Source organism: Fervidobacterium sp. 2310opik-2 (assembly GCF_011057735.1).
Taxonomy (GTDB): domain Bacteria; phylum Thermotogota; class Thermotogae; order Thermotogales; family Fervidobacteriaceae; genus Fervidobacterium; species Fervidobacterium nodosum.
Map to the genome: position 1 here is coordinate 155,966 of NZ_LNGG01000012.1, position 23,984 is coordinate 179,949.

The 23,984-nt window shown below is 34.7% G+C and carries 23 protein-coding genes and 1 tRNA gene; 20 read left to right on the forward strand and 4 right to left on the reverse strand.

Annotated elements, in window-relative coordinates; translation table 11 throughout:
- Positions 1 to 21: 21 nt before the first annotated feature.
- Genes AS161_RS06200 through AS161_RS06210 form a run of 3 tightly spaced genes read right to left on the reverse strand, consistent with a single transcriptional unit; the run spans position 22 to position 4,339 of the window.
- Positions 22 to 1,329, reverse strand: a complete 1,308-nt coding sequence (locus tag AS161_RS06200) for a folylpolyglutamate synthase/dihydrofolate synthase family protein (protein WP_011993529.1) — start codon at positions 1,327 to 1,329, stop codon at positions 22 to 24.
- The gene (locus AS161_RS06205; protein WP_164542151.1) at positions 1,326 to 3,932 is read right to left on the reverse strand and encodes a valine--tRNA ligase; all 2,607 of its coding nucleotides are present in this window, start codon (positions 3,930 to 3,932) and stop codon (positions 1,326 to 1,328) included. Before AS161_RS06205 ends, AS161_RS06200 begins: the two co-directional genes overlap by 4 nt.
- Entirely contained in the window at positions 3,929 to 4,339 is a 411-nt protein-coding gene (locus AS161_RS06210) for a diguanylate cyclase (protein WP_011993527.1), read from the reverse strand. Before AS161_RS06210 ends, AS161_RS06205 begins: the two co-directional genes overlap by 4 nt.
- A gap of 212 nt (positions 4,340 to 4,551) precedes the next feature.
- Between AS161_RS06210 and AS161_RS06215 the strand changes: the two genes are divergently transcribed.
- The 3 genes from AS161_RS06215 to AS161_RS06225 all read left to right on the forward strand — a co-directional run bounded on the left by AS161_RS06215 (position 4,552) and on the right by AS161_RS06225 (position 8,484).
- Positions 4,552 to 5,682, forward strand: a complete 1,131-nt coding sequence (locus AS161_RS06215) for an MFS transporter (protein ID WP_241241347.1) — start codon at positions 4,552 to 4,554, stop codon at positions 5,680 to 5,682.
- A gap of 55 nt (positions 5,683 to 5,737) precedes the next feature.
- Positions 5,738 to 7,078, forward strand: coding sequence for a 23S rRNA (uracil(1939)-C(5))-methyltransferase RlmD (gene rlmD, locus AS161_RS06220; RefSeq protein ID WP_164542152.1), 1,341 nt, complete (start codon positions 5,738 to 5,740; stop codon positions 7,076 to 7,078).
- A gap of 215 nt (positions 7,079 to 7,293) precedes the next feature.
- Complete coding sequence (locus AS161_RS06225; protein WP_011993524.1) at positions 7,294 to 8,484, forward strand: FprA family A-type flavoprotein; 1,191 nt, start codon at positions 7,294 to 7,296, stop codon at positions 8,482 to 8,484.
- A 68-nt stretch (positions 8,485 to 8,552) separates the two neighbouring features.
- Here AS161_RS06225 and AS161_RS06230 read toward each other — a convergent pair whose 3' ends face one another.
- Positions 8,553 to 9,704 (reverse strand): amidohydrolase, encoded by a 1,152-nt coding sequence (locus AS161_RS06230; RefSeq protein WP_041257055.1) that lies wholly within the window; start codon positions 9,702 to 9,704, stop codon positions 8,553 to 8,555.
- 194 nt (positions 9,705 to 9,898) lie between these two features.
- Here AS161_RS06230 and recJ point away from each other — a divergent pair, with 194 nt between their 5' ends.
- The 17 genes from recJ to AS161_RS06315 all read left to right on the forward strand — a co-directional run bounded on the left by recJ (position 9,899) and on the right by AS161_RS06315 (position 23,957).
- Complete coding sequence (recJ, locus tag AS161_RS06235) at positions 9,899 to 12,868, forward strand: single-stranded-DNA-specific exonuclease RecJ (protein ID WP_164542153.1); 2,970 nt, start codon at positions 9,899 to 9,901, stop codon at positions 12,866 to 12,868.
- Positions 12,834 to 13,049, forward strand: coding sequence for a hypothetical protein (locus AS161_RS06240; protein ID WP_041256782.1), 216 nt, complete (start codon positions 12,834 to 12,836; stop codon positions 13,047 to 13,049). The genes recJ and AS161_RS06240 overlap by 35 nt, the downstream gene beginning before the upstream one ends.
- Positions 13,030 to 13,704 (forward strand): Holliday junction resolvase RuvX, encoded by a 675-nt coding sequence (gene ruvX / locus AS161_RS06245; RefSeq protein ID WP_164542154.1) that lies wholly within the window; start codon positions 13,030 to 13,032, stop codon positions 13,702 to 13,704. Before AS161_RS06240 ends, ruvX begins: the two co-directional genes overlap by 20 nt.
- Positions 13,705 to 13,712: 8 nt before the next feature.
- Positions 13,713 to 13,789, forward strand: a tRNA-Arg gene (locus tag AS161_RS06250).
- 63 nt (positions 13,790 to 13,852) lie between these two features.
- A complete protein-coding gene (locus AS161_RS06255; protein ID WP_164542155.1) occupies positions 13,853 to 14,935 on the forward strand; it encodes a Xaa-Pro peptidase family protein in 1,083 nt (360 codons plus the stop codon).
- A gap of 25 nt (positions 14,936 to 14,960) precedes the next feature.
- Complete coding sequence (locus tag AS161_RS06260) at positions 14,961 to 15,251, forward strand: AtpZ/AtpI family protein (RefSeq protein WP_164542156.1); 291 nt, start codon at positions 14,961 to 14,963, stop codon at positions 15,249 to 15,251.
- Positions 15,202 to 15,762, forward strand: a complete 561-nt coding sequence (locus tag AS161_RS06265; RefSeq protein ID WP_041256779.1) for a hypothetical protein — start codon at positions 15,202 to 15,204, stop codon at positions 15,760 to 15,762. The genes AS161_RS06260 and AS161_RS06265 overlap by 50 nt, the downstream gene beginning before the upstream one ends.
- A gap of 20 nt (positions 15,763 to 15,782) precedes the next feature.
- Complete coding sequence (gene atpB, locus AS161_RS06270; RefSeq protein WP_164542192.1) at positions 15,783 to 16,652, forward strand: F0F1 ATP synthase subunit A; 870 nt, start codon at positions 15,783 to 15,785, stop codon at positions 16,650 to 16,652.
- 50 nt (positions 16,653 to 16,702) lie between these two features.
- On the forward strand, positions 16,703 to 16,966 hold the full coding sequence (locus tag AS161_RS06275; RefSeq protein WP_011993516.1) for a F0F1 ATP synthase subunit C: 264 nt from the start codon (positions 16,703 to 16,705) through the stop codon (positions 16,964 to 16,966).
- Between the two features lie 10 nt (positions 16,967 to 16,976).
- A complete protein-coding gene (gene atpF, locus AS161_RS06280; RefSeq protein ID WP_011993515.1) occupies positions 16,977 to 17,462 on the forward strand; it encodes a F0F1 ATP synthase subunit B in 486 nt (161 codons plus the stop codon).
- On the forward strand, positions 17,459 to 18,004 hold the full coding sequence (locus AS161_RS06285; RefSeq protein ID WP_164542157.1) for a F0F1 ATP synthase subunit delta: 546 nt from the start codon (positions 17,459 to 17,461) through the stop codon (positions 18,002 to 18,004). Before atpF ends, AS161_RS06285 begins: the two co-directional genes overlap by 4 nt.
- Positions 18,005 to 18,008: 4 nt before the next feature.
- Positions 18,009 to 19,532, forward strand: coding sequence for a F0F1 ATP synthase subunit alpha (gene atpA / locus AS161_RS06290; RefSeq protein ID WP_164542158.1), 1,524 nt, complete (start codon positions 18,009 to 18,011; stop codon positions 19,530 to 19,532).
- A 6-nt stretch (positions 19,533 to 19,538) separates the two neighbouring features.
- The gene (gene atpG / locus AS161_RS06295) at positions 19,539 to 20,363 is read left to right on the forward strand and encodes an ATP synthase F1 subunit gamma (RefSeq protein ID WP_011993512.1); all 825 of its coding nucleotides are present in this window, start codon (positions 19,539 to 19,541) and stop codon (positions 20,361 to 20,363) included.
- Between the two features lie 51 nt (positions 20,364 to 20,414).
- Positions 20,415 to 21,833, forward strand: a complete 1,419-nt coding sequence (gene atpD / locus AS161_RS06300; protein WP_011993511.1) for a F0F1 ATP synthase subunit beta — start codon at positions 20,415 to 20,417, stop codon at positions 21,831 to 21,833.
- An 88-nt stretch (positions 21,834 to 21,921) separates the two neighbouring features.
- Entirely contained in the window at positions 21,922 to 22,230 is a 309-nt protein-coding gene (locus AS161_RS06305) for a F0F1 ATP synthase subunit epsilon (protein WP_011993510.1), read from the forward strand.
- 48 nt (positions 22,231 to 22,278) lie between these two features.
- The gene (locus AS161_RS06310; protein WP_164542159.1) at positions 22,279 to 23,127 is read left to right on the forward strand and encodes a DegV family protein; all 849 of its coding nucleotides are present in this window, start codon (positions 22,279 to 22,281) and stop codon (positions 23,125 to 23,127) included.
- 2 nt (positions 23,128 to 23,129) lie between these two features.
- Positions 23,130 to 23,957 (forward strand): DegV family protein, encoded by an 828-nt coding sequence (locus AS161_RS06315; protein WP_164542160.1) that lies wholly within the window; start codon positions 23,130 to 23,132, stop codon positions 23,955 to 23,957.
- Positions 23,958 to 23,984: the final 27 nt, after the last annotated feature.

Here is a 23,984-nt window from a genome sequence, read left to right on the forward strand (position 1 = left end):
AATCACCTCCACAAATACTTATCAATTACTTATGGTTAATTCCTCACTAACGCAACCATTTTTCAAATAATCTCTTATCAATCCTATTAGATAGAAAGAACCCGTAATGAATTTAACATCACCATCAATTTTTTTAAGTAATTCAACACCTTTTATAGGATCCGGTTCTAAAATAACGTTTTTACAGTATTTTTTGGCTATTTCGTATGTTTCATCAATTTTTTGAGCCCTTTTGTTTGGTGGCCTTGTTATTATCAAAGTGTCAAATTGTGGACCTATCTTTTCTAAGACACCCATTTTGTCTTTGTCATCAACGATGCCAAATAAAGCCACGCGTTTTTTGTTAGAAAAGTAAAGTTCAATGTTTGAGACAAATGCTTCCGCAGCTTGTGGGTTATGAGAGCCATCAAGAATAAGCCCATCAAATAACTCAAATCTACCTGGTATAAAAGCATTACTGAAAGCATTTTGAACTTTCTCTTCGTAAAGTTTTTCAACAGTTTCATAAGCTTTCAAAGCTATGGCCAAATTGTAAAGCTGATGAACTCCGTTTAATCGAACTGGTATATTCTTTACTGTTGAGTCTCCGTAATAATTGTAGATATTGTTGTTAAAATCATATTTTACAACTTCAGCTGAAAAATCTTTACCATACTCGTAAACCTTTGAACCACGTTCTTTGGCAATGTTTTTGATTACAATTTTCGCTTCTTCTGGCATTTCACCTATTACTACAGGAACTCCGGATTTTATTATACCAGCCTTTTCAAAAGCAATTTCTTCATGCGTGTTACCAAGTACGTTAGTGTGCTCTAACGAGATGGTTGTGATGACTGAAACAACAGGTGTAATTACGTTTGTTGAATCAAACCTACCTCCAAGTCCTACTTCAACACTTCCAAACTCTGCATTTTTAACTTTTGTTAAGTGAAAATACATAGCGGTCATATATTCAAAAAAGCTTGGTGAGAATTCTTCGCCAATTTTATCCATTTCTTCCGCATATTTTTTGACGTATTCCGCTGCATCGACAAATTCTTCTTGATTTATCAAATTTGTATTCCAATGAAATCTTTCAAGTATAGTTGAAAGATGTGGTGAATAAAATCCCGTAACGTTGTGACCATGGTAATACGTTAAGTTTTCAAGAAATGTTGTTACGCTACCCTTACCATTTGAGCCTGTTACGTGAAAAAATTTAACTCCAAGATGGGGATTTCCCATCTTGGAGAGAAGTTGTTCTATTCTGAAAAGCCCTAACTTCATTGTATTGTAAGGCCTTGTTTGATAAAGATATTTTAGTATATCTATGAATTTATTCTCACTCACGCTTTTGCCTCCAAATCCGAGATAATTTGTTCAATTCTTGCAATTTGTTCTTGGAATAGCCTTTGCTTTTCTTTGGTTTCTTCAACAATATCTTCTGGTGCATTCTTCAAGAAATTCTCATCTTCGAGCTTCTTAGCAAATTTTTCCATATCGCTTTTGAGTTTTTCAACTTTTTTCCTAAGCCTTTCAACTTCTGAATTCACGTCGATTAATGTTCCAAGTGAAACATAGACTTCGTTTTCCAAAGAAATGTAAGCGGTTGCGCTAAGTTCTGGCCTTTTTTCAACAAACTCAATGCTCTCAACATTGCCAAGGAATTTAATATATTCCTGCTCTTCATCCGTTAAAGTACCTTTGACAAATGTTTCAACCTTTGTAGATTGAGGTACATTGACTTCAGCTCTTATATTTCTAATTCCTCTGATAATATTCATTAATTGCATAAATCTCTTCTCTGAATTTTCGTCAATAAAGTTTTCTTCAATTTCTGGCCATTGAGCAACAACTATCGATTCTCCACTTGTCGGTAACTTTGTCCAAAGTTCCTCAGTTAGGAATGGCATGAATGGGTGGAGAAGCCTAAGGCTCATATCTAGAACGTAAACTAAAACGTTTTGTACAACTTTTCTTTCTTCTGTCTTTAGTCTGTTTTTAACGGCTTCGATGTACCAATCGCACAACTCATCCCAGAAGAAATTGTAAATTTCATTTGCCGCGATGTTGAAATCGTAACTGTCAAGTGCTTCCGAAATTTTTTGAATAGTTTTCTGCAGCCTTGAAAGTATCCATTTATCAGATAATTTAAGCTTAGAAAGTTTGATATCAACTTTCTCAAAATCTTCAAGATTCATCAGCACAAATCTTGTAGCATTCCATATTTTATTTGCAAATTTCTTGTATGTATCAAAAAATCTTACGTCAAGTTTCAAATCTCTACCTTGCGCAGCTAGAATAGCGAGTGTAAATCTCATCGGATCGGCACCATATTCATCTATAACCTCTAAAGGATCTATTCCGTTACCGAGAGATTTACTCATCTTCCTACCGTATTTATCTCTTACAAGCTGGTGTATGTATACTTCTTTAAATGGTTTTTCGTCCATAAATTCATAACCCATCATAATCATACGGGCAACCCAGAAGAATATTATGTCAAATCCCGTAACAAGAACATCTGTTGGATAATACCTTTCAAGGTCAGGAGTCTTTTCTGGCCACCCCATAGTACTGAATGGCCACAATGCTGAGCTGAACCAAGTATCTAAAACATCCTCGTCTTGCTTAAGATTTGTACTTCCACACTTTTCACATTTCACAGGTTCATTTTCAGACACATTGTAATGTCCACAATCTTGACATTGCCAAACAGGTATTCTATGTCCCCACCACAACTGTCTGCTTATACACCAATCCCTTATTTCATACATCCAATTTAAATAAACTTTCTTCCATCTATCTGGTATGAAAGTTACTTCTCCATTTTCAACCGCTTCGATTGCCCTTTTTGCAAGTGGTTTCATACTTACAAACCATTGGTCCATTAACCTTGGTTCGACAACAGTATCGCATCTATAACATCTTCCAACAGAATGCTTTATTTTTTCAATCTTAACTAAATACCCTTGCACTTCTAATTCTTCAACAACGGCCTTTCTGGCTTGTTCTGCAGTCATTCCTTTGAATTTTCCACCATTTTCGTTAATAATGATATTTTCGTCAAATATATCAACAAACGGTAAGTTGTGTCTCTGACCAATTAAGTAATCGTTAGGATCATGCGCAGGGGTAACTTTCAGAGCACCTGTACCAAAAGATGGGTCAACATAATTATCAGCTATAATTGGAATTTCTCTCCCAACTAACGGTAGTATCGCAACCTTTCCGACGTATTTCTTATACCTTTCATCCGATGGGTGGACTGCAATAGCCGTATCACCCAACATTGTTTCAGGTCTTGTTGTTGCTATAACTATGTAATCATCTTCACCTTTAATTGGATACTTGATGTGGTAAAGCGCTCCTTCTTCCTCATGGTAATCGACTTCCTCGTCGGAAAGAACGGTACCACATCTATGGCACCAATTAACAATGTATTTACCTTTATAAATCAAACCTTTTTTGTACAATTCAACAAAAACTTTTCGAACCGCTTTTGAAAGTCCTTCATCTAACGTGAATCTCTCACGAGTCCAATCAACGGAAGCACCTATGGACATTATTTGGTTTTTTATCTCTTGCCTGTATTTATTTGCCCACTCCCAAACTATATTCAAAAATTCTTCACGAGAAAAATCTCTTCTGCTTTTTCCCTGAGTTGATAAATATTTTTCAACGGCTGTCTGCGTAGCAATACCAGCATGGTCTTCACCAGGCAACCATAAAACATCAAAACCTTTCATTCTTTTGTACCTACTGAGTATATCTTGAATTGTAATATTCAAAGCATGTCCCATGTGAATTTTACCAGTTATATTTGGTGGAGGAATAACTATCGAATATTTAGGTCCAGTCCCTCTTGGTGTGAAATAGCCCTTTTCCAGCCAATGTTTATACCATTTCATCTCAATATTTTTCGGATCATACCGTGTACCTATCTCCATCAAATGCCACCTCCAATAGTCTCTATTTCTATCTGACAATTAATTTGAATTTTTTCATTACCATATGTTAATAGTAAATAATGAAGTGAATCTTTTATTCTAATTGCAATTTTTTGTACTTCGCTTTCCGTTATTCCATGAACAACTATGCAAAAATCATTTCCATCTAATTTACATACAAAATCTTTAGGAATTCTTACACTATGCTTGATGACTGATGAAATCCTGGATAGAACAAATGCTGTTACATTTTCATTTGAGGCAGGAAAATCTATAATTAGTTTTAAAACATAAAATGTGTCTGAAGAATTCTTGATTTCCTCAAATACCTTTTCTGCAAATTCTTTATTAGGCAAACGTGTGATTGTATCGATCCATTTTCCATTTAAAAGATTATAAATTTCTGGCATAACTTCCAACCTCCTGTTTTTTTATTATTTTATCATATTTACCCTTTTGTGAGAATATATATTATCACTTTATTATTAGAATTCACAATATGCCAACTGTTGAACTTAAACAATAAATATGATAAAATTTTTAAAATTCGTATATCGAACTAAATGAAAGTTATAAAAATCTATCGACTGGAAAAAATAGCTAAAAATATTTTTTTGAAGAGGTGATTTGCTTGAGTATATCTGTACTTTCTTTTCTTTCCATAGCATCACATTTCCTATTGGATTTTTTAGTTTCGTTTTTCAACCCATTAGGACCATATTTGATTCAGAAATTTGGTATAGAAATAAAACTTTTTACAACTTTTTTAACCTTGTCTTCAGCAACAGCGAGTTTATTACAGATTTTTTTTGGATTCTGGTTTGATAGAGTCACTTCAACAAGAAAATACTTGATAGCGATGTACTTTTTAGAAGCTCTTGGTATTGCCATACTTGGTATTGCAACGAATTTTTGGATAGCATTGATATCAATATTCGCTATAAGAATAGCTAATTCGGCATTTCATCCACTTGGTGCGGCAATGGCTGGTGAAGGTACAGGTAAAACGGTGGCAATATTTTCTATAGCTGGGACGTTTGGTGCTGCCTTAGGACCTGTGTTTATTTCGTATTATGTATCAAAATTCAATTCTACGCAAACACTCTGGATTATATCTATTCCATTCGTAATTATAGCTTTTATAATTCTTCGGATAAACTTACCGCAAAAAACTTCCAAGAAGAATGAAAAGATAACTTTAAAAGAGGCATCAATATTGCTTCCAATACTATTGGTAGTTACGATTAGAAGTTTTCTAATGTCGATCGTGCACACGTACACTCCTATTTTTGTGACAAATGTCTTGAAATTTCCGATAACCGTATCCGGAACGTTAATAACATCAGGCATGATAGCTGGTGTTCCTGCAAACTATATAGGGGTTTTACTAATGGAAAAAATAGGTGTCAAAAAACAAGACTTAGTAGCCTTTGCGGGAATGGCACTTTCAGTTTTCTTCTTAGTTTTTTCAAAAACATTAATAGCAATCTTCGTTTCTTTTATAATGTTTGATTTCTGCGGCTTTCTCTTAATGTCAGCTAATGTTGTCCAAGCTCAAAAGATAATGCCTCACAGAAAGGCATTTGCATCTTCAGTCGCCATGGGATTTGCTTGGTCAATTGGTGATTTCATTGCTTCAGGATACAATTCGATATTCGGAAATAATGTTAAGCTCTCGCTGATACTTGTTATCCCCATAGCTATAGTTTCTTCTATCTACTTTGGAATAACCCAAAAATTTGACACAAAATGATTTAAAAGATATACTAATTTGATAGAACAAATCAAAAAAATGAGGTGAAAAATCTATGAGTGAAAATGTCAATACTATATATATAGAAAAATGGGCTTATGGCGGTTACGGCCTAGGAAAATTGTCAGGTGGAAAATTAATATTTGTTGAAGGGGCTTACCCAGGAGAGTTAGTAACTGTCAAAATAACAGAAGAAAAAAGCGATGTTGCGTTTGGAAAGGTGGAGGAAATATTAGAACGAGCTAATTACAGAAGAGTTCCTAAATGTAAATATTTTGGTGTCTGTGGTGGATGCCATATAATGGATATTGACTACAAAAAGCAACTTGAATTAAAAAGGGAAGTTGTTGTTGACCAACTCAAGAGAATTGCAAAATTTGATGGAAAAGTTAGCGATACAATTGAAAGCGATATCGAGTTTGGCTATAGAAACAAGATGGAATATACTTTTACTTATGAAAATAATAAAGTCAAGCTTGGATTAAAAATGAGAAATTCAAATAAGGTAGTCGATATAGATGATTGCCCAATTTCGCCAACTTCGTTTAACAAAGCGCTGCAAGAAATACCAGAAATAGTTGAGATAAGCAAAGTAAAGATATACAATCCTAAAAGTCGTGCTGGAACTCTAAAGCACTTGGTTATGAGATATTCTCATTCAAATAATCAAACAATGGCAATTTTTGTAACGAAAACCGAAAGATTCGAAGAAGCAGAATTCATACGCACTCAAATTTTAAATAGAATTCCTCAAATTAACTCAATTATCCACGTTATGAATTCATCAGATGAGATAGTACTCAGAGGACCGTATAAAACTTTATATGGTTCTGGTGTACTTGAAGTAGAAATGGACTATGAAAAATTTCAAATTCCACCGACAGCTTTCTTTCAGAACAACTACAATGTTGCGGTAAAGATGGTAGATTTTGTAACCAAAAATCTAAATTTAACAGGTTCGGAAAATATTTTAGACCTTTACGCTGGTATAGGAACGTTCACTATGCGGCTCGCAATGCTTTCAAAAAGTGTTGTTGCGGTTGAGAGTTCGCATATATCTGTTAAAGCGGGGAAAGCGAATGCAAACATAAACAATTTAAGGAACATAAGATACGAAGAATCTGACGTTGTAGAATTTTTGAAATCGTACACAGGAAATGCAGATATAATTATTCTTGACCCACCAAGAAGTGGTGCGGGAAAAGAAGTATGTAAAGAAATATTACGTATTAAACCTCACAAAATAGCTTACATTTCTTGTGATCCTTCAACACTTGCAAGGGATATAGCATTGTTAAAAGAAGACTATAACATAATTGCAGTACAACCGTTTGATATGTTCCCACAAACTTATCATGTTGAGACTGTAGTTTTGATGGAAAGAAAAGAAAGATAATCGTACAGTAATTTTTAATCTTAATCCAAAATACGAATACGTGGGATCATCCCCACGTATTTTTGTTTTTCATTAAGAGTGAGTTATAATTATTTATGTAATATATCTTTATACTTTTCAATTGACCAAAATTATACTTGATATATTTTTATAAAATGTTAAAATAAAAAATGAAGTAAAATAGTTTATTTACATCAAAAAGGGAGGGTATCATTATGGAAATTGTTGCAAAAATCGTGGATGGTGTTTACTACGTTGGAGTAAACGATAGAGATACTCATCTATTTGAAAACATTTGGCCACTCACAAAGGGTGTTTCGTACAACTCCTATCTAATAGTAGATGAAAAAACTGCGCTTATCGATACTGTAAAAGTCAATAAAATGAAAGAGTACATCGAAAAGATAAACCAAATATTAGATGGCAAATCTCTTGATTATCTAATTATTAACCATATGGAACCAGACCATTCCGGTGCAATTTCTTCTATTGTCCACGCATTTCCAAATGTAAAAATTGTGGGTAACAAAAAAACGTTCGAATTCATAAAAGCCATGTATCATTTAGAAGGTAATTTTTATGAAGTAAAAGAGGGAGACGAAATTAATCTTGGAAACAAAACGTTAAAATTTTACATGACGCCGATGGTACATTGGCCTGAAACAATGATGACTTACGAAGTAAATAACAAAATACTTTTCGCCGGTGATGCCTTTGGTGGCTTTGGATCTTTAGACGGTGGAATATTTGATGACGAAGTTGACGTAAATTATTTCGAAAACGAAATCAGAAGGTACTATTCAAACATAGTGGGAAAATTCGGCCCAATGGTTCAAAAGGCTCTTCAAAAGCTTAGTTCTTTAGAGATTAAAATCGTATGCTCGACACACGGTCCCGTTTGGAGAACCAATCCCGGACATATCATATCAGCTTACGATAGATGGAGTAAATACGAATATGAAGAAGGTGTTGTCATAGCTTACGGTACAATGTATGGCAATACGGAAAAGATGGCAGATTATATAGCAAGGGTACTTGCTGAAGAAGGTGTGAAGAATATAAGAGTCATGAACACATCAACAACGCATGAATCATTTATAATCAACGAAATTTGGAGATTCAAAGGCATTATTCTCGGTACGTGTACATATAACAATTGGATATTCCCTCCAATGGAAAATTTAATTATAAACCTTTCCCACAAAGGACTTCCAAATCGCGTTTTCGGTGTTTTTGGAACATATGGATGGAGTGGCGGAGGAGTTAAAGGTATCGTGGAATACATTCAAAAGAATAAATGGGAAATGGTTGGAGAACCTGTAGAAGTGCAGTTTTCACCTAAAGAAGAAGATTTTGAAAGACTGAGAAAATTAGCTGTAGAAATGGCAAAAGCGGTAAAAAAATAATATTCAGTTCGGTTTCAATTAAAAAGCCGAGCTTTAAGCTCGGCTTTTGTTTTTTTCGAAGTATCGGTTTATTTTTCTCCCCACCATTCTATCTCTTTACCTTCGATAAACACCTTTTCAACCTTTGCCTGTGGAAGGAATGGGTCGTTATCCCAAATAACTATGTCCGCATCCTTACCTACCTCGATGGAACCAACTTTATCATCTATTCCAAGAATTTTTGCAGGGTTAATTGTGAGCATTTTGAGAATATCATCTTTATTCGCACCATATTTCATGGCAAGTGCAGCATGCATATTTGCGTACTCGAGATGAACCACAGGATGGTCAACCATTATAGCTGTCAAAACTCCTTTTTCATTAAGTATTTTTACATTTTCGTACGTCTGGTCTTTGAGTTCTATCTTTGTTCTAAAACCAAATGGTCCAACCACAACAGGTATATTATTTTCAGCCAAATAATCGGCAACCTTGTACGCTTCAGTACCATGTTCAATGACAAGTTTAAAGTTAAATTCTTTGGCTATCCTAACTGCTGTTACAATATCCTGAGCTCTGTGAGCATGTATTCTTGCAGGGATAACACCTTTAAGAACAAGTTCCCCGACTTCAAGTTTAGGGTCTCTATCTAGAAAAACTCCGTCTTTTTCAATTGCTTTTTTCTTTTTCTCAATATAATCTTGTACTTTCATAAAATACGATCTCATCAAAGCAGCAATTCCAAGTCTTGTTGATGGAAGTTTTTTAAGTTCTCCGTAAACTCTCTTTGGATTTTCACCTGTTGCCATCTTTAGTCCAGCTGGTGATTTAACTATACAATAATCAACGATGTGAGATTTAAACTTAATAATCGCCCCTTGCCCCCCAATGACATTTGCACTGCCCGGAACAATCATAACTGTTGTAAACCCACCATCTAGTGCCCTTTTGATGGCAATATCATAAGGATTAAAAGCATCTATAGCTCGCACTTCTGGAGTAATAGGCTCTCCTATCTCATTACCATCCTGCATGGCTCCAACTGCCTCTTCGTACAATCCAATATGTGAGTGAGCATCGATAAAACCGGGCAAAACATACTTCCCGGATAAATCTAAAACTTTATCCGCTTTCACCTTAATACTTTTACCAACCTTACTAATCTTTCCATCCTCAATTAATACATCTCCAACAAATGTACCATTTGTAACTGTAACAACTGTTCCACCTCTTAAAAGCATCTTTCCCACGATTACCCCTCCTCGAATTATGAAATACAGAACTCACGTATAATTATACCACAATCTTGTTCGTAAAGCGAACAATGACATACTTTGTTTTTGAAATTTAACATAAGAATTTAACCAAAAAATTCAAATCCGTGATAAAATTTCTTGTAGAATGAAAAATTTAAAATAGAAAGGTTGAGGAGCTGATGAGATGGGAATTAAGGCAGGTAGATGAACACCTTGTTCAAGAACTCTCTGAAAGGCTGGGTGTAAATAAGTTCGTTGCAAAGTTATTGGTACTGCGTGGTATAAAAACAGAAGAAGATGCCAAAAGATTTCTTAATCCAACGCGTCAAACACTACGTTCTCCATTTTTATTAAAAGACATGGAGAAAGCCGTTGAAATATTGTTAAGAGCAAGAGACAACGGCGAGAAAGTTATAATCCACGGCGATTATGACGTGGATGGTATTACTGGTACGGCTGTACTTTACACTTTTCTTTCAGAAAATGGATGGAACGTAGATTACTACATTCCAAAGCGTGTGGATAATGGTTACGGTATCCAACCACAATTTGTCGAAGAGATTGTTCTAAAGGGATTCAAAACAATCTTAACGGTAGATTGTGGCATAACCGCTTTTGAAGCCGTTGATAAGGCTAAGGAACTTGGTCTAAACATTGTTATAACAGATCATCACCAACCAAAAGAAACCCTTCCTAACGCCGATGCGATTGTTAATCCAAAAAGACCAGACGACGAATATCCTTTCAAGGAATTTGCAGGAGTAGGAGTCGCCTACAAACTTATTACCGCACTAGCAGAAAAAATGAATATCCCACCATCTGTAACCGATGAATTGTTAGATTTAGTTGCCCTTGGTACAGTTGCAGATATGGTTGAACTTTTAGACGAAAATAGGTACATTGTTCGAGAAGGCCTAAAAAGGCTTAACAATACAGCTAAACTCGGCATTGTTCGACTTATTCAAAAAATAGGTATTGCCACGATAAGTACGCGCGATATTGGTTATAGAATCGCTCCAAAACTTAATGCAGCTGGCAGGCTCGATTCTCCTGATGATGCATTTAAACTGATAGTCACCAAAGATGAGGCAAGTGCGACTGAGCTTGTAGAGATTTTGTTAGGATATAATGTAACAAGGCAGGGTATCGAAGCAAAAATATATAACGAAGCTGTACAGATGATTGAATCAAATAACCTTGATAGTTTACCAATAGTTGTTGCTTACGGTTATGGATGGCATCTTGGTGTTATAGGGATAGTCGCCACAAGACTTGTGCATTTGTATAACAAACCTGTTATGGTGATATCCATCGAAGATGGAGTAGGAAGAGGTTCTGCTAGGAGTGTTCAAGGTGTTAACATAATAGAATTACTTGAAAGATTTAGAGATATATTTGAAGATTTTGGTGGGCACACAATGGCACTTGGTTTCAGCTTGAAAGAAGAAAAAATTCCAGAGCTGATAAAAGCAATACGCGAAAAAATAAGAGAAGAAGATATAAAAGTAGAAGAAGTAATTGCCGTAGATGAAAAAATATCTGTAGATGAAATAAATGAAGATTTATTAAAATCAATAGAATTATTAGAGCCATACGGACATGGTAATCCTGAGCCAGTATTTTTAATACAAAACAGCCCAGTTGAACGATTTAAAATCTTTGGTGAAACAGGTTACAACATTCGATTAACTCTAAAAGGTAATAGCAATAGCATAGAAGGTGTAGGGTTTGGACTAAAATTCTCACCAAATGAAATGTATGGTATTCAACCACAATTTATACGAATGGACGTTGTTGGCAACTTAAGGACTGGAGAAGCTGGTCCTCAGCTTAATGTTTTGGATTTAAAATTTTATCATATAAGTGATGATGATGTTATGGATAGAGCCTTTTTGCATTCATTTAGCGTGAACTGGAAACAACAGAAAGAAGAAGAGTACAGTCAAAAACATATAGAAGATGATATATTCTCCAGAATTGAAAAAGTAAGCAATTTATACAAAATACAAAGGCCAGCAGTTATTAGATTTAAGATGCACTATAGGAATGCATTTTTATATGATTTAATGAGAAAAGGAAGAGTATTAATTATAAATCCGTCGAGTATCGAAGCCATGCATATCTATGAAAGTTTACAGAGACATAATATACAAGGCTTAGCATTACTTAATTCTGTTAACAGAGGTAATGGAAGACACATTGTGACAAACGCGGTTTACGCTGATAATTTCATCTCCAACCTAGATGATTTTGATTTTATAGTTTTAAACGAAATTCACTTCTTGAGAAATTTTGATGAAGAACTATTTGAAAGAATAATCTATAAATTTGGTAAGCAAGCATTTTACACAACAATATTTAATTTCGAAACCAATCTTCCAATTTATGAAGTTGAAGGTAAATCTGAATTCTCAATAGAAGATAAGAGAAATCAGCCAAAGTCTCTCAACAATACTGTTTCTTCACTTGTTTATCTATTCTCAACGCATAACTCTGTAGAAATTTTCTTCAACAATTACGTAAAAAAGATGTCCGCTCGAGATACGGTCTTTTACTCTTCACAGCTTGCCCCATTCCAAAGACTAATTATATCCAATCTTGTAAAGAAAAGAAAAATAAAGAGGCTTATTTCTTCAACGAATACAGATGGATTACCTGGTTTATTTGGAAAGGTCGAAGTGAGACTCTTTGACTTCCCTTATACTCTGAGTGAAATAATTGATGCAGTAAGTGGAGATGGAAATGTGCTGCTGCAGTTAAATTATTCAACACAAGACGTGAATAAAAGATACGAATCACTGAAAAAATTATTCCCTCCGCTTGAAAACTTGGAAAAGATAGTTGAAGAATTAAATATATATCTTCCGATGAAACAAGATGATTTTGAGGCTATATTATCAAATTACGATATACCAAAGGGGGTTGTAAAGAGCATTTACAAAGATCTCGGCGGAATAGTTGAAAATATAGTTAAACCTGTTGATTTTATTCCAGAAAAAATAACAAGGCTTAAAGAAAGAGAAATTGAATTACCTTATTTTGAAAGATACACTCTTCAACTCGAGGCCTTATCTATGAAAGAAATATACAGACTGATAGAGGAGAGATATATGCATGACTCAGAACTTAAAATATATTTTAAGGACTGAAAAACCTATTGAAAATCTCATTGAGCTAAGAAAAAAAGGAATACATGCAAAATTATTCCCCGATCCAAAAAATCCGTCAAAGATGGTTATAGCACTAGATGAAGTTACTGAAAACGAAAGCAAGATTGGAAATATCGAAAAACTTGGAGGAAATATTATAGATGAGTATTATAGCCATTGATTATGGAAAAAGTAAATGTGGCTATGCCATTGGAAACGTTTTTGTTTCTGAGAGCGGAACAATTAAAACCTCGGAAATACATACAAAGATATCGTCATTCAAAAAAATAATTTTAGGTATACCATTATCCATGAGTGGAAATTATTCTACGCAAACATTTGAAGTTATAAAGTTCGGTATAAAACTTTTAAAGCAGGGTAAAGAAGTACTTTTTATAGACGAAAGATTGACAACTCAGATGGCAAAAGCATACCAAAAAAAAGACGATGACCGCTTCAGTGCCGAACAGCTTTTATTAGACTATATTAATAATCCACAAAGGGCAAAGAAACTCGAAATAACCAAAATAAAACAACCACAAGAGATAAAAGCTGAATTTGCAATTATAATAGAAGTTCCATTCGATGATAAATTCAATATCTCATCTGGAATCGCGTTCTCCGAAGATCCGTACACAGCTTATACGTTGTTTTCAAAAGGTTTTTTTGTATATAGAATCTTTAAAGATTTTTTCAAATCACTTTCTGAGATTGAAAAAAAGCCAGAATGTATTATAATTAACAACGAAACTAGACAAATGCTGTCTAATTTAGAATTGAAAGATACGCAAATTGCTCAAATACCTGTTTATTCATTTAATGTTACAAAAGAATAGTTTTTTCAGTGCTCGTAGCTCAATTGGATAGAGCGTCGGACTCCGGATCCGAAGATTGCGGGTTCAAGTCCCGCCGAGCACGCCAAGTGTAAAATATTAATAATTTTTTTACCATAAATTTGAATGATTTTTGAAGGGGGTTACTTAAATGAATACACGTTTAGAAGAAGTCAAAGCAAAAGTTTTTGAGAGGAATGTTGATGGAATATTGGTTTTGAATATTGAGTCGTCAAACACTGTTACAACAAGATATCTTTCAGGTTTCACTGGAAGTTTCTCCGCATTGCTTATCACACCAAAAAGACATCTTATTGTCACCGATTCACGCTATTGGACACAGGTAAAAGAAGAAAGCACGTTTGAATTAGTTAAATACATACCACCCAAAACATTTTTAGATACCGTCGCTGAATTAATAAATTCTATGGAGTTACAAAAGCTTGCTATTGAAAAAGACAGGATATCAGCTAGCTATTTTGAAGCCTTGAGAGAAAAATTAAAAATCGAATTTGAAGATGTTTCTTCTTTATTGCTTGAGGTACGCTCAAAAAAAACAGAAGAAGAAATTGAAAAAATAAAAGTAGCAGTTGAAATCGCTCAAGAAGCGTTCAAAAAGATGCTTGAAATAGCAAAAGCTGGTATGAAAGAATATGAGCTAGCAGCTTATTTAGAATATCAAATGAAATTACTTGGAGCAGATGATAGAGCTTTTGATACAATAATCGCATCTGGCTATAGAGGGGCATTACCACATGGTAAAGCATCGGAAAAGGTTATCCAAAAAGGAGAGGTAATTGTCGTTGACTGGGGAGCAAGGTACAAAGGATACAACAGTGATTTGACAAGAGTATTTTCAATTGGTGAACCTTCAGATAAAGTGAAAGAGGTTCATAAAATAGTGTACGAGGCTCAACAAAAAGCACTCGATGCGATAAAAGCTGGAATTACAGGCAAAGAAATTGATTCACTCGCAAGAAATCATATTGCTGAAAGTGGATACGGTGAATATTTTGGCCATGGCTTAGGCCATGGACTCGGTTTAGAAGTACATGAAAATCCAAGTCTAAGTTATAGAAATGAAAAACCTCTTGAGGATGGACATATTGTGACGGTTGAACCTGGAATATATCTCGAAGGAGAGTTTGGAATAAGGATAGAAGAGGATGTTGTGGTTAGGGAAAATGGATGTGAAATATTATCAACTCTACCAAGGGAGATAATAATTATTTAAATTAAACGCTTCTCAGGTGAATTTAATGTCGAAGAGAAAAAATAACAGTGTAGGTGCTAATATAGGAAAAGAAATATCAAAAATGAATATAGTCACAGGCTTTGGATTTACGATTATCGCGAACATATTAGTTAGTATTATAATAGGGATGTTCTTAGATAATATGTTTGGTACGGGTAAAATTTTTCTGATAATATTTGTATTCTTAGGTTTAGCTTCAGGTATCTACAATGGTATAAAGTATATACTGAAAGAAGTTGAAAAATATGAAAAAGAAGAACAAAGAGAACAAAAATCAAAAAATGATGAAAAGTAATGAAAAAGTACCACTAAGAGTCAAAAAGTCAAAAGCTTATCAAGAATTACTAAAATTGGCTCAGGATAATGATAATGAAGTAAACGAAAATAATAACAATAATATTGAAACAAATTATCTCATCACAGATATAAAATTTGATGAAAATTTACGTAAAACATTAAAGGGAATATTAAAAAACATAATAAAGTATTCTATACCTTTTATAATAGTTGAGTTAACATTATTCATAATATTTGGTCTTTGGAGCGCAATAATTGGGCTTTTCTTTGGGACTATAGGTTCATTGCTCGGACTTTTGTTTATTGCAAAAAGTTACGAGAATTATGATATAATAACTTTAGGTTCATTTAAAATTCCAAAAATGTATGGTTTAAGATACATATTTTATGCTTCGCTCTTTCTTTTATCCACTCTTATAACAAAAGAGCCTATGTGGGGAATAATAGGTACTTTCATAGGAATGATTAATTTAAAAATGGTTATCTATTTGTTCTCTTGGAGGTGGTAAAATTGACAAAAAAAAGGAAAATGAGCACAAAAGCTAAAGTTCAATTGCTGTTTTTTTTGGTCGCTTATGTAACCATTGGAATACTTAACATAAAATTAGGCGGACTTCCACCCACTCCAGGTGATGCCCTTAAAAATGTTGCAAATAGATGGATCGTTGGTCCATCTACAGGTGCATGGTATCAAAGGATAAATCCTATGACAATTGTCATGTCATTTGTAATTATCGGAATTATCATTTGGTTCGCAAAGCAAGTTAACAAGGACTATTCCATTGTTCCTACAAAGAAACAATCATTTGCTGAGTCGATAATGGAATTTATTTACGATATTGTACAGAGTAGTATTCCTGATGAAAAGTACGCAAATATAACTTTTAAAATTGCTACAACACTTTTTATATACATAGCCGTTTCGAACTTGATAGGTGGTTTTATACCAGGTATCTCAGTCGATGTATCCAAAACAATTACAGATGGTGGAGAAGTAATAAGAAATGTTAAATTCGTCTTATTTAGTGACACTTGGTTCCCTCCAACATCGGATCTTAATACAAATCTAACATACGCTGTAATGGTATTCCTAATTAGCCAATACTTTGGAATAAAAGCAAAGGGCATAAAAGAATGGTTCAAAGGTTTTCTTGAACCAGTACCATTTCTTTTACCAATGAATATAATTGGAGAACTCGCAAAACCAGTTTCACATTCTCTACGTTTGTTTGGAAATATAACAGGCGGAGGAATACTTGTTTTAACACTAAGCTACTTTGTAAAATACTTATTCCTACCACCATTTTTATGGGGATATTTCGGAATATTCTCTGGGTTAATTCAAGCGTTTGTTTTTTCAACGTTGACTGTTGCATATATATCTTCTCAAGTGTCGTAAATTTGAGCAAATATCATTACACTTAACACTTAAAGAGGGAGGTATTTACGATGGATCAAGAAAGCGTAAAGATTATTGCGGATGCTATTATAACTGCTGGTAAAGCTATTGGGGCAGGACTTTGTATGGGACTTGGTGCAATTGGTCCTGGTGTAGGTGAAGGTCACGTTGGTGGACACGCAATGGATGCTATCGCAAGGCAACCAGAACTTACAAACGTTATTGTTACAAGGATGTTGCTTGCAGACGCTATCGCTGAAACAACAGGTATTTACTCATTGCTTATTACCTTTTTGATACTATTCGCTTTGTGAGGCGAGGTATATGGACTTTTTTGAAATTAACTTAACTGCTGTAGTACAATTATTAAATTTTCTATTTTTACTATGGATTCTTAATAAGCTTCTTTATAAGCCTTTCCTGGGAATGATGGAAAAGAGGAAAGAGAAAATTGAAGGAGAAATTGTAGAAGCTGAAAAACTTAGGAAACAAGCTGAAGAAATAAAGAAAAATGCCGAAGAAGAGCTTAAAAATGCTCGTATAAGAGCTGAACAAATAATCGCTTCTGCAAACTCAGAATCTGAAAAGATAGTTGAAGAAGCCAAACAAAAAGCCCAAAAAGAAGCTGAGAAAATTTTACAAAACGCTTACTTAGAAATCGAAAAGCAAAAACAAGAAGCGCTCGCGCAAGTACAGACAATTGCTACGGAACTTGCTATTAATCTTGCAATGAAAGTGCTCAAAGGCACACTTGATGAAAAAGCAAAGAGAGAATATCTTGCTAAGGTTATAAAGGAGTATGAAAAATGATGTACTCGGCAATTGCGAGCAAATATGCGTTGGCTTTGTACAACATATCTAAAACCAACGGAAAAACTGAGACTTACAAAGAACTCCTAAACATTCTTGGAGATATTTATAACTTAGCATCAGTATATCTAAACAACCAAGCGATTAAACCTGAAAATCGTGTTCAATTTGTTTTGAATATCATGAAAGAGTTGAAAATTGAATACGACGAAATTTTTCGTAAGTTTATTAACTTACTCATCGTAAATAAAAGACTAAAGTATATTAATCAAATAATTTCTTTCTTTGACTATACTATTCTTGAAGATAAAGGACTTATACCAGTTAATGTTACCTCGGCCATGGAACTTTCAAAAGAGGAAGAAGAAATTCTTTCAAAATTTGTCGAGAAATACACTAACAGAAAACCGGTCTTTAATGTTACAGTGGATGATAGCCTAATAGCTGGTGTCGTCATGGAATTCGCCGGTAAAACATTTGATGTAACGGTTAAGGGAAGACTTCAAAATATCGCAAGAAACGCTCTAAATAGAGAGGGGTGATACCTTGAGATTAAACCCTGGAGAAATCGTAAGAGTTTTAGAAACAAAAATATCTGATTACAAAGAAGAAATAAGACTGGAAGATACAGGAAAGGTTATACAAGTTGGTGATGGTATAGCAAGGGTATACGGTTTAAACAATGTAATGGCGAATGAAATGGTTGAATTCGTCGAGACAGGCACGAAAGGACTTGCATTTAACTTAGAAGAAGACAACGTCGGTATAATTATACTCGGTGATTATAAAGATATAAAAGAAGGACACACGGTTAGACGTTTAAACAGAATAATGGAAGTTCCAGTTGGCGAAGGTTTACTCGGCCGCGTTGTTAATCCTCTTGGTGAACCTTTAGATGGACTTGGACCAGTAGAATATAAAGAAACAAGACCTATAGAATTCAAAGCACCTGGTGTTATTTTCAGAAAACCTGTAGATACTCCTCTACAAACTGGCCTAAAGGTTGTTGATTCACTTATTCCAATTGGACGAGGACAAAGAGAGTTAATTATAGGTGACAGACAGACAGGTAAAACAGCTATAGCTATCGACACCATAATAAACCAAAAAGGTAAGGGTGTCTATTGTATTTATGTTGCAATCGGTCAGAAGGCATCCGCCGTAGCAAGAATCGTTGAAAAACTTAGACAAACTGGCGCAATGGAATACACTACTGTTGTTGTTGCCGCGTCATCTGATCCAGCAACATTACAATACATAGCTCCATATGCTGGATGTGCCATGGGCGAGTATTTCATGTTCAACGGAAAAGATGCATTAGTTGTATACGATGACCTCTCCAAACATGCGGTCGCATATAGACAAATTTCTCTGCTCCTTAGAAGACCACCGGGAAGGGAAGCTTACCCTGGCGATGTCTTTTACCTACACTCTAGACTTCTTGAAAGGGCAGCCCGATTAAATGAAAAATACGGTGGGGGTTCGTTAACCGCTCTGCCAATTATAGAAACGCAAGCAAACGATATATCTGCATATATTCCTACAAATGTTATTTCTATTACCGATGGGCAAATATATCTTGAACCAGGTTTATTCTACGCTGGTCAACGTCCAGCAGTTAATATCGGTCTCTCTGTCTCACGTGTCGGTGGTGCAGCACAAATAAAAGCAATGAAACAAGTTGCTGGTTCCTTAAAACTTGATTTAGCACAATTCCAAGAACTTGAAACGTTCGCACAATTTGCAACGGAACTTGATACAGCTACACAAGCGCAAATTACACGTGGGCAAAGATTGATGGAATTAATGAAACAACCACAGTACAGTCCTATGGAAGTAGAAGATCAAGTAGCGGTACTATTTGCCGGTATAAACGGATACCTTGATGATTTACCCATCAGTGCAGTTAGAGCTTTTGAAGAAGGGCTATTGAAGTTTATAAAAGAGAGATACGTTAATATTTTAAATGAAATAAGAACAACAAAGCAACTTTCAAAAGAAAACGAATCAAAATTACATGAAGCAATAAAGGAGTTCAAAGAAGAATTTGTTAAACTCTATGGGAAGTGATAAATAATGAGTCGTGGTAAACTATTACAAATCAAAAGACGCATAAATGCCACGCAATCTTTAAAGAAAATAACAAAAGCAATGGAAATGGTTTCAACCGCTCAAATAAAAAAAGTTGAAAAAAGGTTGAAGATGGCTCGTGAGTTTCTCAACGAAACAAAAAACATAGTTGAGAAAGTTCATTTTGATGTTAAGCATCCATTCATTAATGGCGAAGGTAAAAGTGCACTTGTTGTAATTGGTACAGATATGGGACTTTGTGGTTCTTTCCCATCGGAAATTGCTAAGAAAGCTTTAAGCTTGGATAAAAAAGAAAACTTTGACTACATATACGTAGTTGGTACAAAACTTGCTCCTATATTTAAGAAGCATGAAAAAATTCAACGTATATACGAGCATGCTTACGAGGTACCAACATTTGAATTCGCACAAACGCTAATTAGTGATTTAGTTTTAAATAATGTCTCAAAAGTAAAGGTAATTTACGGAAAGTTTAGAAGTAAGCTTGCACAAATTCCTGATGTTTTTCAACTTGTTCCATTTACTCAGGAGAATGAAAAAAAAGGTGATAGGTACGAATTTGAACCACTTGAAGATGAATTTCAAATTAAGCTTATAGAATTCTACGCTGCATCAGTATTGTTCTCTTTAGCATTTGAGACTAAGATAAGTGAGCTATACGCAAGGCAAAACGCAATGAGAAATGCGACAGAAAATGCAGAAGAAGTTGTTAGACTTCTAACGATAGAATATAACAAAGCGAGACAAGCGTCTATTACTCAAGAACTCATAGAGATAGTAACAGGAGCAGACGCACTCAAAGAAGATTAATTGAGAGTGATGGAGTGGTATACAAGCCACGAATCAGGAGGAGTGATACGTGTGTCCAAAAAATCTATTGGAAAGATTGTGAGAATAATTGGTCCTGTCGTAGATGTGAAATTTTCAGAAGGTGAGTTACCTGACATATACGACGCGCTTGTTGTAAATAATCCTCAAACAGGCAAAAAACTTATACTTGAAGTTGAACAGTTGATTGGTGATAATACGGTAAGAACAGTTGCTATGGATAGTACTGATGGGCTCATTCGTGGAATGGAAGTTGAAAACACAGGAGAACCTATAAAAGCTCCAGTTGGTCGCGGAATCCTTGGAAGAATGATTAATGTTATAGGCGAACCCATCGATGAAAATGGAGAATTAAAAGATGTAGAATACTGGCCTATCCATAGACCTGCACCATCTATGGCTGAACAAAAAACAGAAATTGAAATTCTTGAAACTGGTCTGAAAGTCATAGATTTACTTGCTCCATTCCCAAAAGGTGGTAAGATAGGTTTCTTTGGTGGTGCTGGTGTTGGTAAAACCGTTCTTGTTATGGAAATGATTAGAAATATCGCAATCGAGCACAAAGGTTTCTCAATGTTTGCAGGAGTTGGAGAACGTACAAGGGAAGGTAACGACTTATACCTTGAAATGCAAGAAGCTGGTGTTTTAAATAATACGGTTCTAGTTTTTGGCCAGATGAATGAACCACCGGGAGCAAGGTTTAGAGTAGCACTCACCGCACTTACCGTCGCTGAATATTTTAGAGATGTTGAAGGTAGAGATGTCCTATTATTTATAGATAACATTTTTAGATTTGTACAAGCAGGTAGTGAAGTTTCTGCATTGCTTGGTAGAATGCCTTCAGCGGTTGGTTACCAACCAACACTTGCAACTGATATGGGCGAACTTCAAGAAAGAATTACTTCAACCAAGCGCGGATCTATAACTTCAGTTCAGGCAATTTACGTACCTGCTGATGATATAACCGACCCAGCACCTGCAACAACATTTACACACCTTGATGCAACAATAGTCCTTTCAAGGCAGTTGGCTGCACTTGGTTTGTATCCTGCAGTTGACCCTCTGGATTCCACATCAAAAATACTCGATCCAAATATAGTTGGTAAGGAACATTATGAAGTTGCGCGTGGTGTTCAAGAGGTCCTACAAAGGTATAAAGACTTACAGGACATCATTGCGATCCTTGGTATGGAAGAACTCTCTGAAGAAGATAAATTAATTGTTCAAAGAGCAAGGAAAATTCAAAGATTCTTGACACAACCAACGCACGTTGCTGAAAGATTTACTGGAATGCCCGGTGTGTACGTTCCTATTAAAGAAACGATAAGAGGATTCAAAGAAATTCTTGAAGGTAGATACGATGACCTTCCAGAAGCCGCATTCTACATGGTTGGTACGATAGATGAAGCCGTTGAAAAAGCAAAGAAATTAACCCAGGCGGTTGTAATATAAAGCATTAAATATTCGGCAGTCATTGTTGGCTGCCGGTTCCTTGTTATTATGATGAAAGATGAAATACAAAAGATAGGAGTGTTGCTTTATGAAAATAAAAATTGTGACACCATACAAAATTATGGAATTTAGTAACGCAAAAATTCTTGTTTTCAAAACAGTTGAGGGGGAAATGGGTGTTCTTGATAAAAGGGCTCCATTAATTGCTAAATTGGCTGTAACAGACGTTAGAATAAAAACAGAAGATGGAGAAGAAAAATATAGGGTAGTAGATGGTTTCATCCATTGTGATGGAAATAGCAACGTTACTATACTTACTGAAGAGGTCGGGAAGCCTGAAGAATTTGATCCACACAAGTATCTTGGTGATGGTATAAGCAGCGGTAAAGCAGATTAAAGCTTTGGTTCGAAATTTGAGATATTTGCTTTGGAGGTGTAAATTAATTTGAAATATGCTGTTGTTGTTGACAGTACAACAAAGTTAAGAAAAGAATTCTTAAAGAAAATTGAAGATAAAGTAGAAGTGATTACAATACCCGTCAGAGTGTATATTGATGATAAAGAATACGAAGACAGTGAAGAAGTATCAGAAAAGATAATAGAAGCACTTAAAGAAGAAAAAAAGTTAGAAACATCTCTTCCATTGATAACCAAAGTTGAAGAAACTTTCGAAGAATTATCAAACAAATATCAGTATGTTTATGTTCTATCAGTTTCTTCGCTTTTGAGTGGAACTTATAACTTATTCAACACAATAGCGAGCAAATATGAAAATATTATTGTTTTCGACTCGAAAACGGTTAGTATTCAAAATACTTACATTTTTGAACGAATGATTACAGATATTTTGAATGGTAAAATATTGGAAGAAAATGATATAATATCTTATAGAGATGATTCTTTGTTCTTAATTTCGGTCTTTGATTTAAAGCGACTCAATAAAAGCGGAAGAATTGGAAAAATTAGTTCAATTATAGGACAAATGATACACATAAAACCAATACTAACTGTTGCACGTACAGGAGAAGTAGAATTAGTCGGTAAATCCTTGAGCACGAAAAAATTGATTGAGCTAATGATAAGTAAATTTGAAAGTTTCATCGAAAAGAATAAAGTAGAAGGACAAGAAAATTATGTACTTTATGCTGCTGTTGGTTCAGATGATTACAAGCAATATGTGTATGAAATCTTTAATCACTTTAATATAAAACCTGTGTTTTTAGAAATCGGACCTGCGATTATGGTACACGTTGGTTTACACGGTTTTGGTATTTTGATTGCCAGGGGTGTTTAAATATGAATAACATTTACATTTTCGACAGTTCTGCTGATTTTCAAAATGATTTAAAATTCAATGTTCCAACAGATATATTTCCACTAAGAGTATATGTAAACGATAAAGAATATATAGACAAAATTACTATAACTGATGAAGAATTTTATAAACATTGTCTTTCTGGTGCAAAAATCGCTACATCTCAACCCAAAACCGAAGAAATGCGTGAAAAACTTTTAAAGTATTCAAAAGAATACGATAATGTTTATGTCGTAACAATATCATCAAAATTAAGTGGCACTTACGATACCATAAATTCTATAATTAAAAACGAGAATTTAAAAAATATCCACTTGTTTGACTCAAAGAGCGGAAGTGTTAAAACAACTTATGTTCTCTATAGAATTATAAACGCTGTTGAAAATGGCATAAAAGTTACTCAGGAATTAGTAGACGAGTTTGTAAAGAAAAGCCTTTTAGTTTTCACTGTTTCATCACTCGAGTACTTAGAACGTGGTGGTAGAATCGGTAAAGCCAAAGCACTAATTGGAAAATTACTGAAAATCAAGCCTATTTTATCCACAGATGAAGAAGGTTACACATTTTCTATTGACACATCACGTACGCTAGATGGTTGTGTTTCAAAGATGAGAGAAATTGCCCAAAATTTTGCTCAAAATATAAATAACCCTATTGTAATTGGAGGGTTAGGTGTTAGTACAATGAAACCATATTTTGATAAGCTTTTGGATGGCTTCCACGTCCATTCAATAGCTAGGATAGGGCCCGCCATTGCTGCTCACGTTGGCCCTGAAGTATTTGGATTTGTAATTGGGGAAAAAATTTAACATATAATTACTGATAGGGAGGTTCAG

Bases quoted from the DNA above. Each gene is read 5' to 3' on its own strand.
- AS161_RS06210 (WP_011993527.1), bottom strand. From the start codon at position 4,339: ATGCCAGAAATTTATAATCTTTTAAATGGAAAATGGATCGATACAATC.
- rlmD (WP_164542152.1), top strand. From the start codon at position 5,738: ATGAGTGAAAATGTCAATACTATATATATAGAAAAATGGGCTTATGGC.
- AS161_RS06225 (WP_011993524.1), top strand. From the start codon at position 7,294: ATGGAAATTGTTGCAAAAATCGTGGATGGTGTTTACTACGTTGGAGTA.
- AS161_RS06230 (WP_041257055.1), bottom strand. From the start codon at position 9,704: ATGCTTTTAAGAGGTGGAACAGTTGTTACAGTTACAAATGGTACATTT.
- recJ (WP_164542153.1), top strand. From the start codon at position 9,899: ATGAGATGGGAATTAAGGCAGGTAGATGAACACCTTGTTCAAGAACTC.
- AS161_RS06240 (WP_041256782.1), top strand. From the start codon at position 12,834: ATGACTCAGAACTTAAAATATATTTTAAGGACTGAAAAACCTATTGAA.
- ruvX (WP_164542154.1), top strand. From the start codon at position 13,030: ATGAGTATTATAGCCATTGATTATGGAAAAAGTAAATGTGGCTATGCC.
- AS161_RS06255 (WP_164542155.1), top strand. From the start codon at position 13,853: ATGAATACACGTTTAGAAGAAGTCAAAGCAAAAGTTTTTGAGAGGAAT.
- AS161_RS06260 (WP_164542156.1), top strand. From the start codon at position 14,961: ATGTCGAAGAGAAAAAATAACAGTGTAGGTGCTAATATAGGAAAAGAA.
- AS161_RS06265 (WP_041256779.1), top strand. From the start codon at position 15,202: ATGAAAAAGAAGAACAAAGAGAACAAAAATCAAAAAATGATGAAAAGT.
- atpB (WP_164542192.1), top strand. From the start codon at position 15,783: ATGAGCACAAAAGCTAAAGTTCAATTGCTGTTTTTTTTGGTCGCTTAT.
- AS161_RS06275 (WP_011993516.1), top strand. From the start codon at position 16,703: ATGGATCAAGAAAGCGTAAAGATTATTGCGGATGCTATTATAACTGCT.
- atpF (WP_011993515.1), top strand. From the start codon at position 16,977: ATGGACTTTTTTGAAATTAACTTAACTGCTGTAGTACAATTATTAAAT.
- AS161_RS06285 (WP_164542157.1), top strand. From the start codon at position 17,459: ATGATGTACTCGGCAATTGCGAGCAAATATGCGTTGGCTTTGTACAAC.
- atpG (WP_011993512.1), top strand. From the start codon at position 19,539: ATGAGTCGTGGTAAACTATTACAAATCAAAAGACGCATAAATGCCACG.
- AS161_RS06305 (WP_011993510.1), top strand. From the start codon at position 21,922: ATGAAAATAAAAATTGTGACACCATACAAAATTATGGAATTTAGTAAC.
- AS161_RS06315 (WP_164542160.1), top strand. From the start codon at position 23,130: ATGAATAACATTTACATTTTCGACAGTTCTGCTGATTTTCAAAATGAT.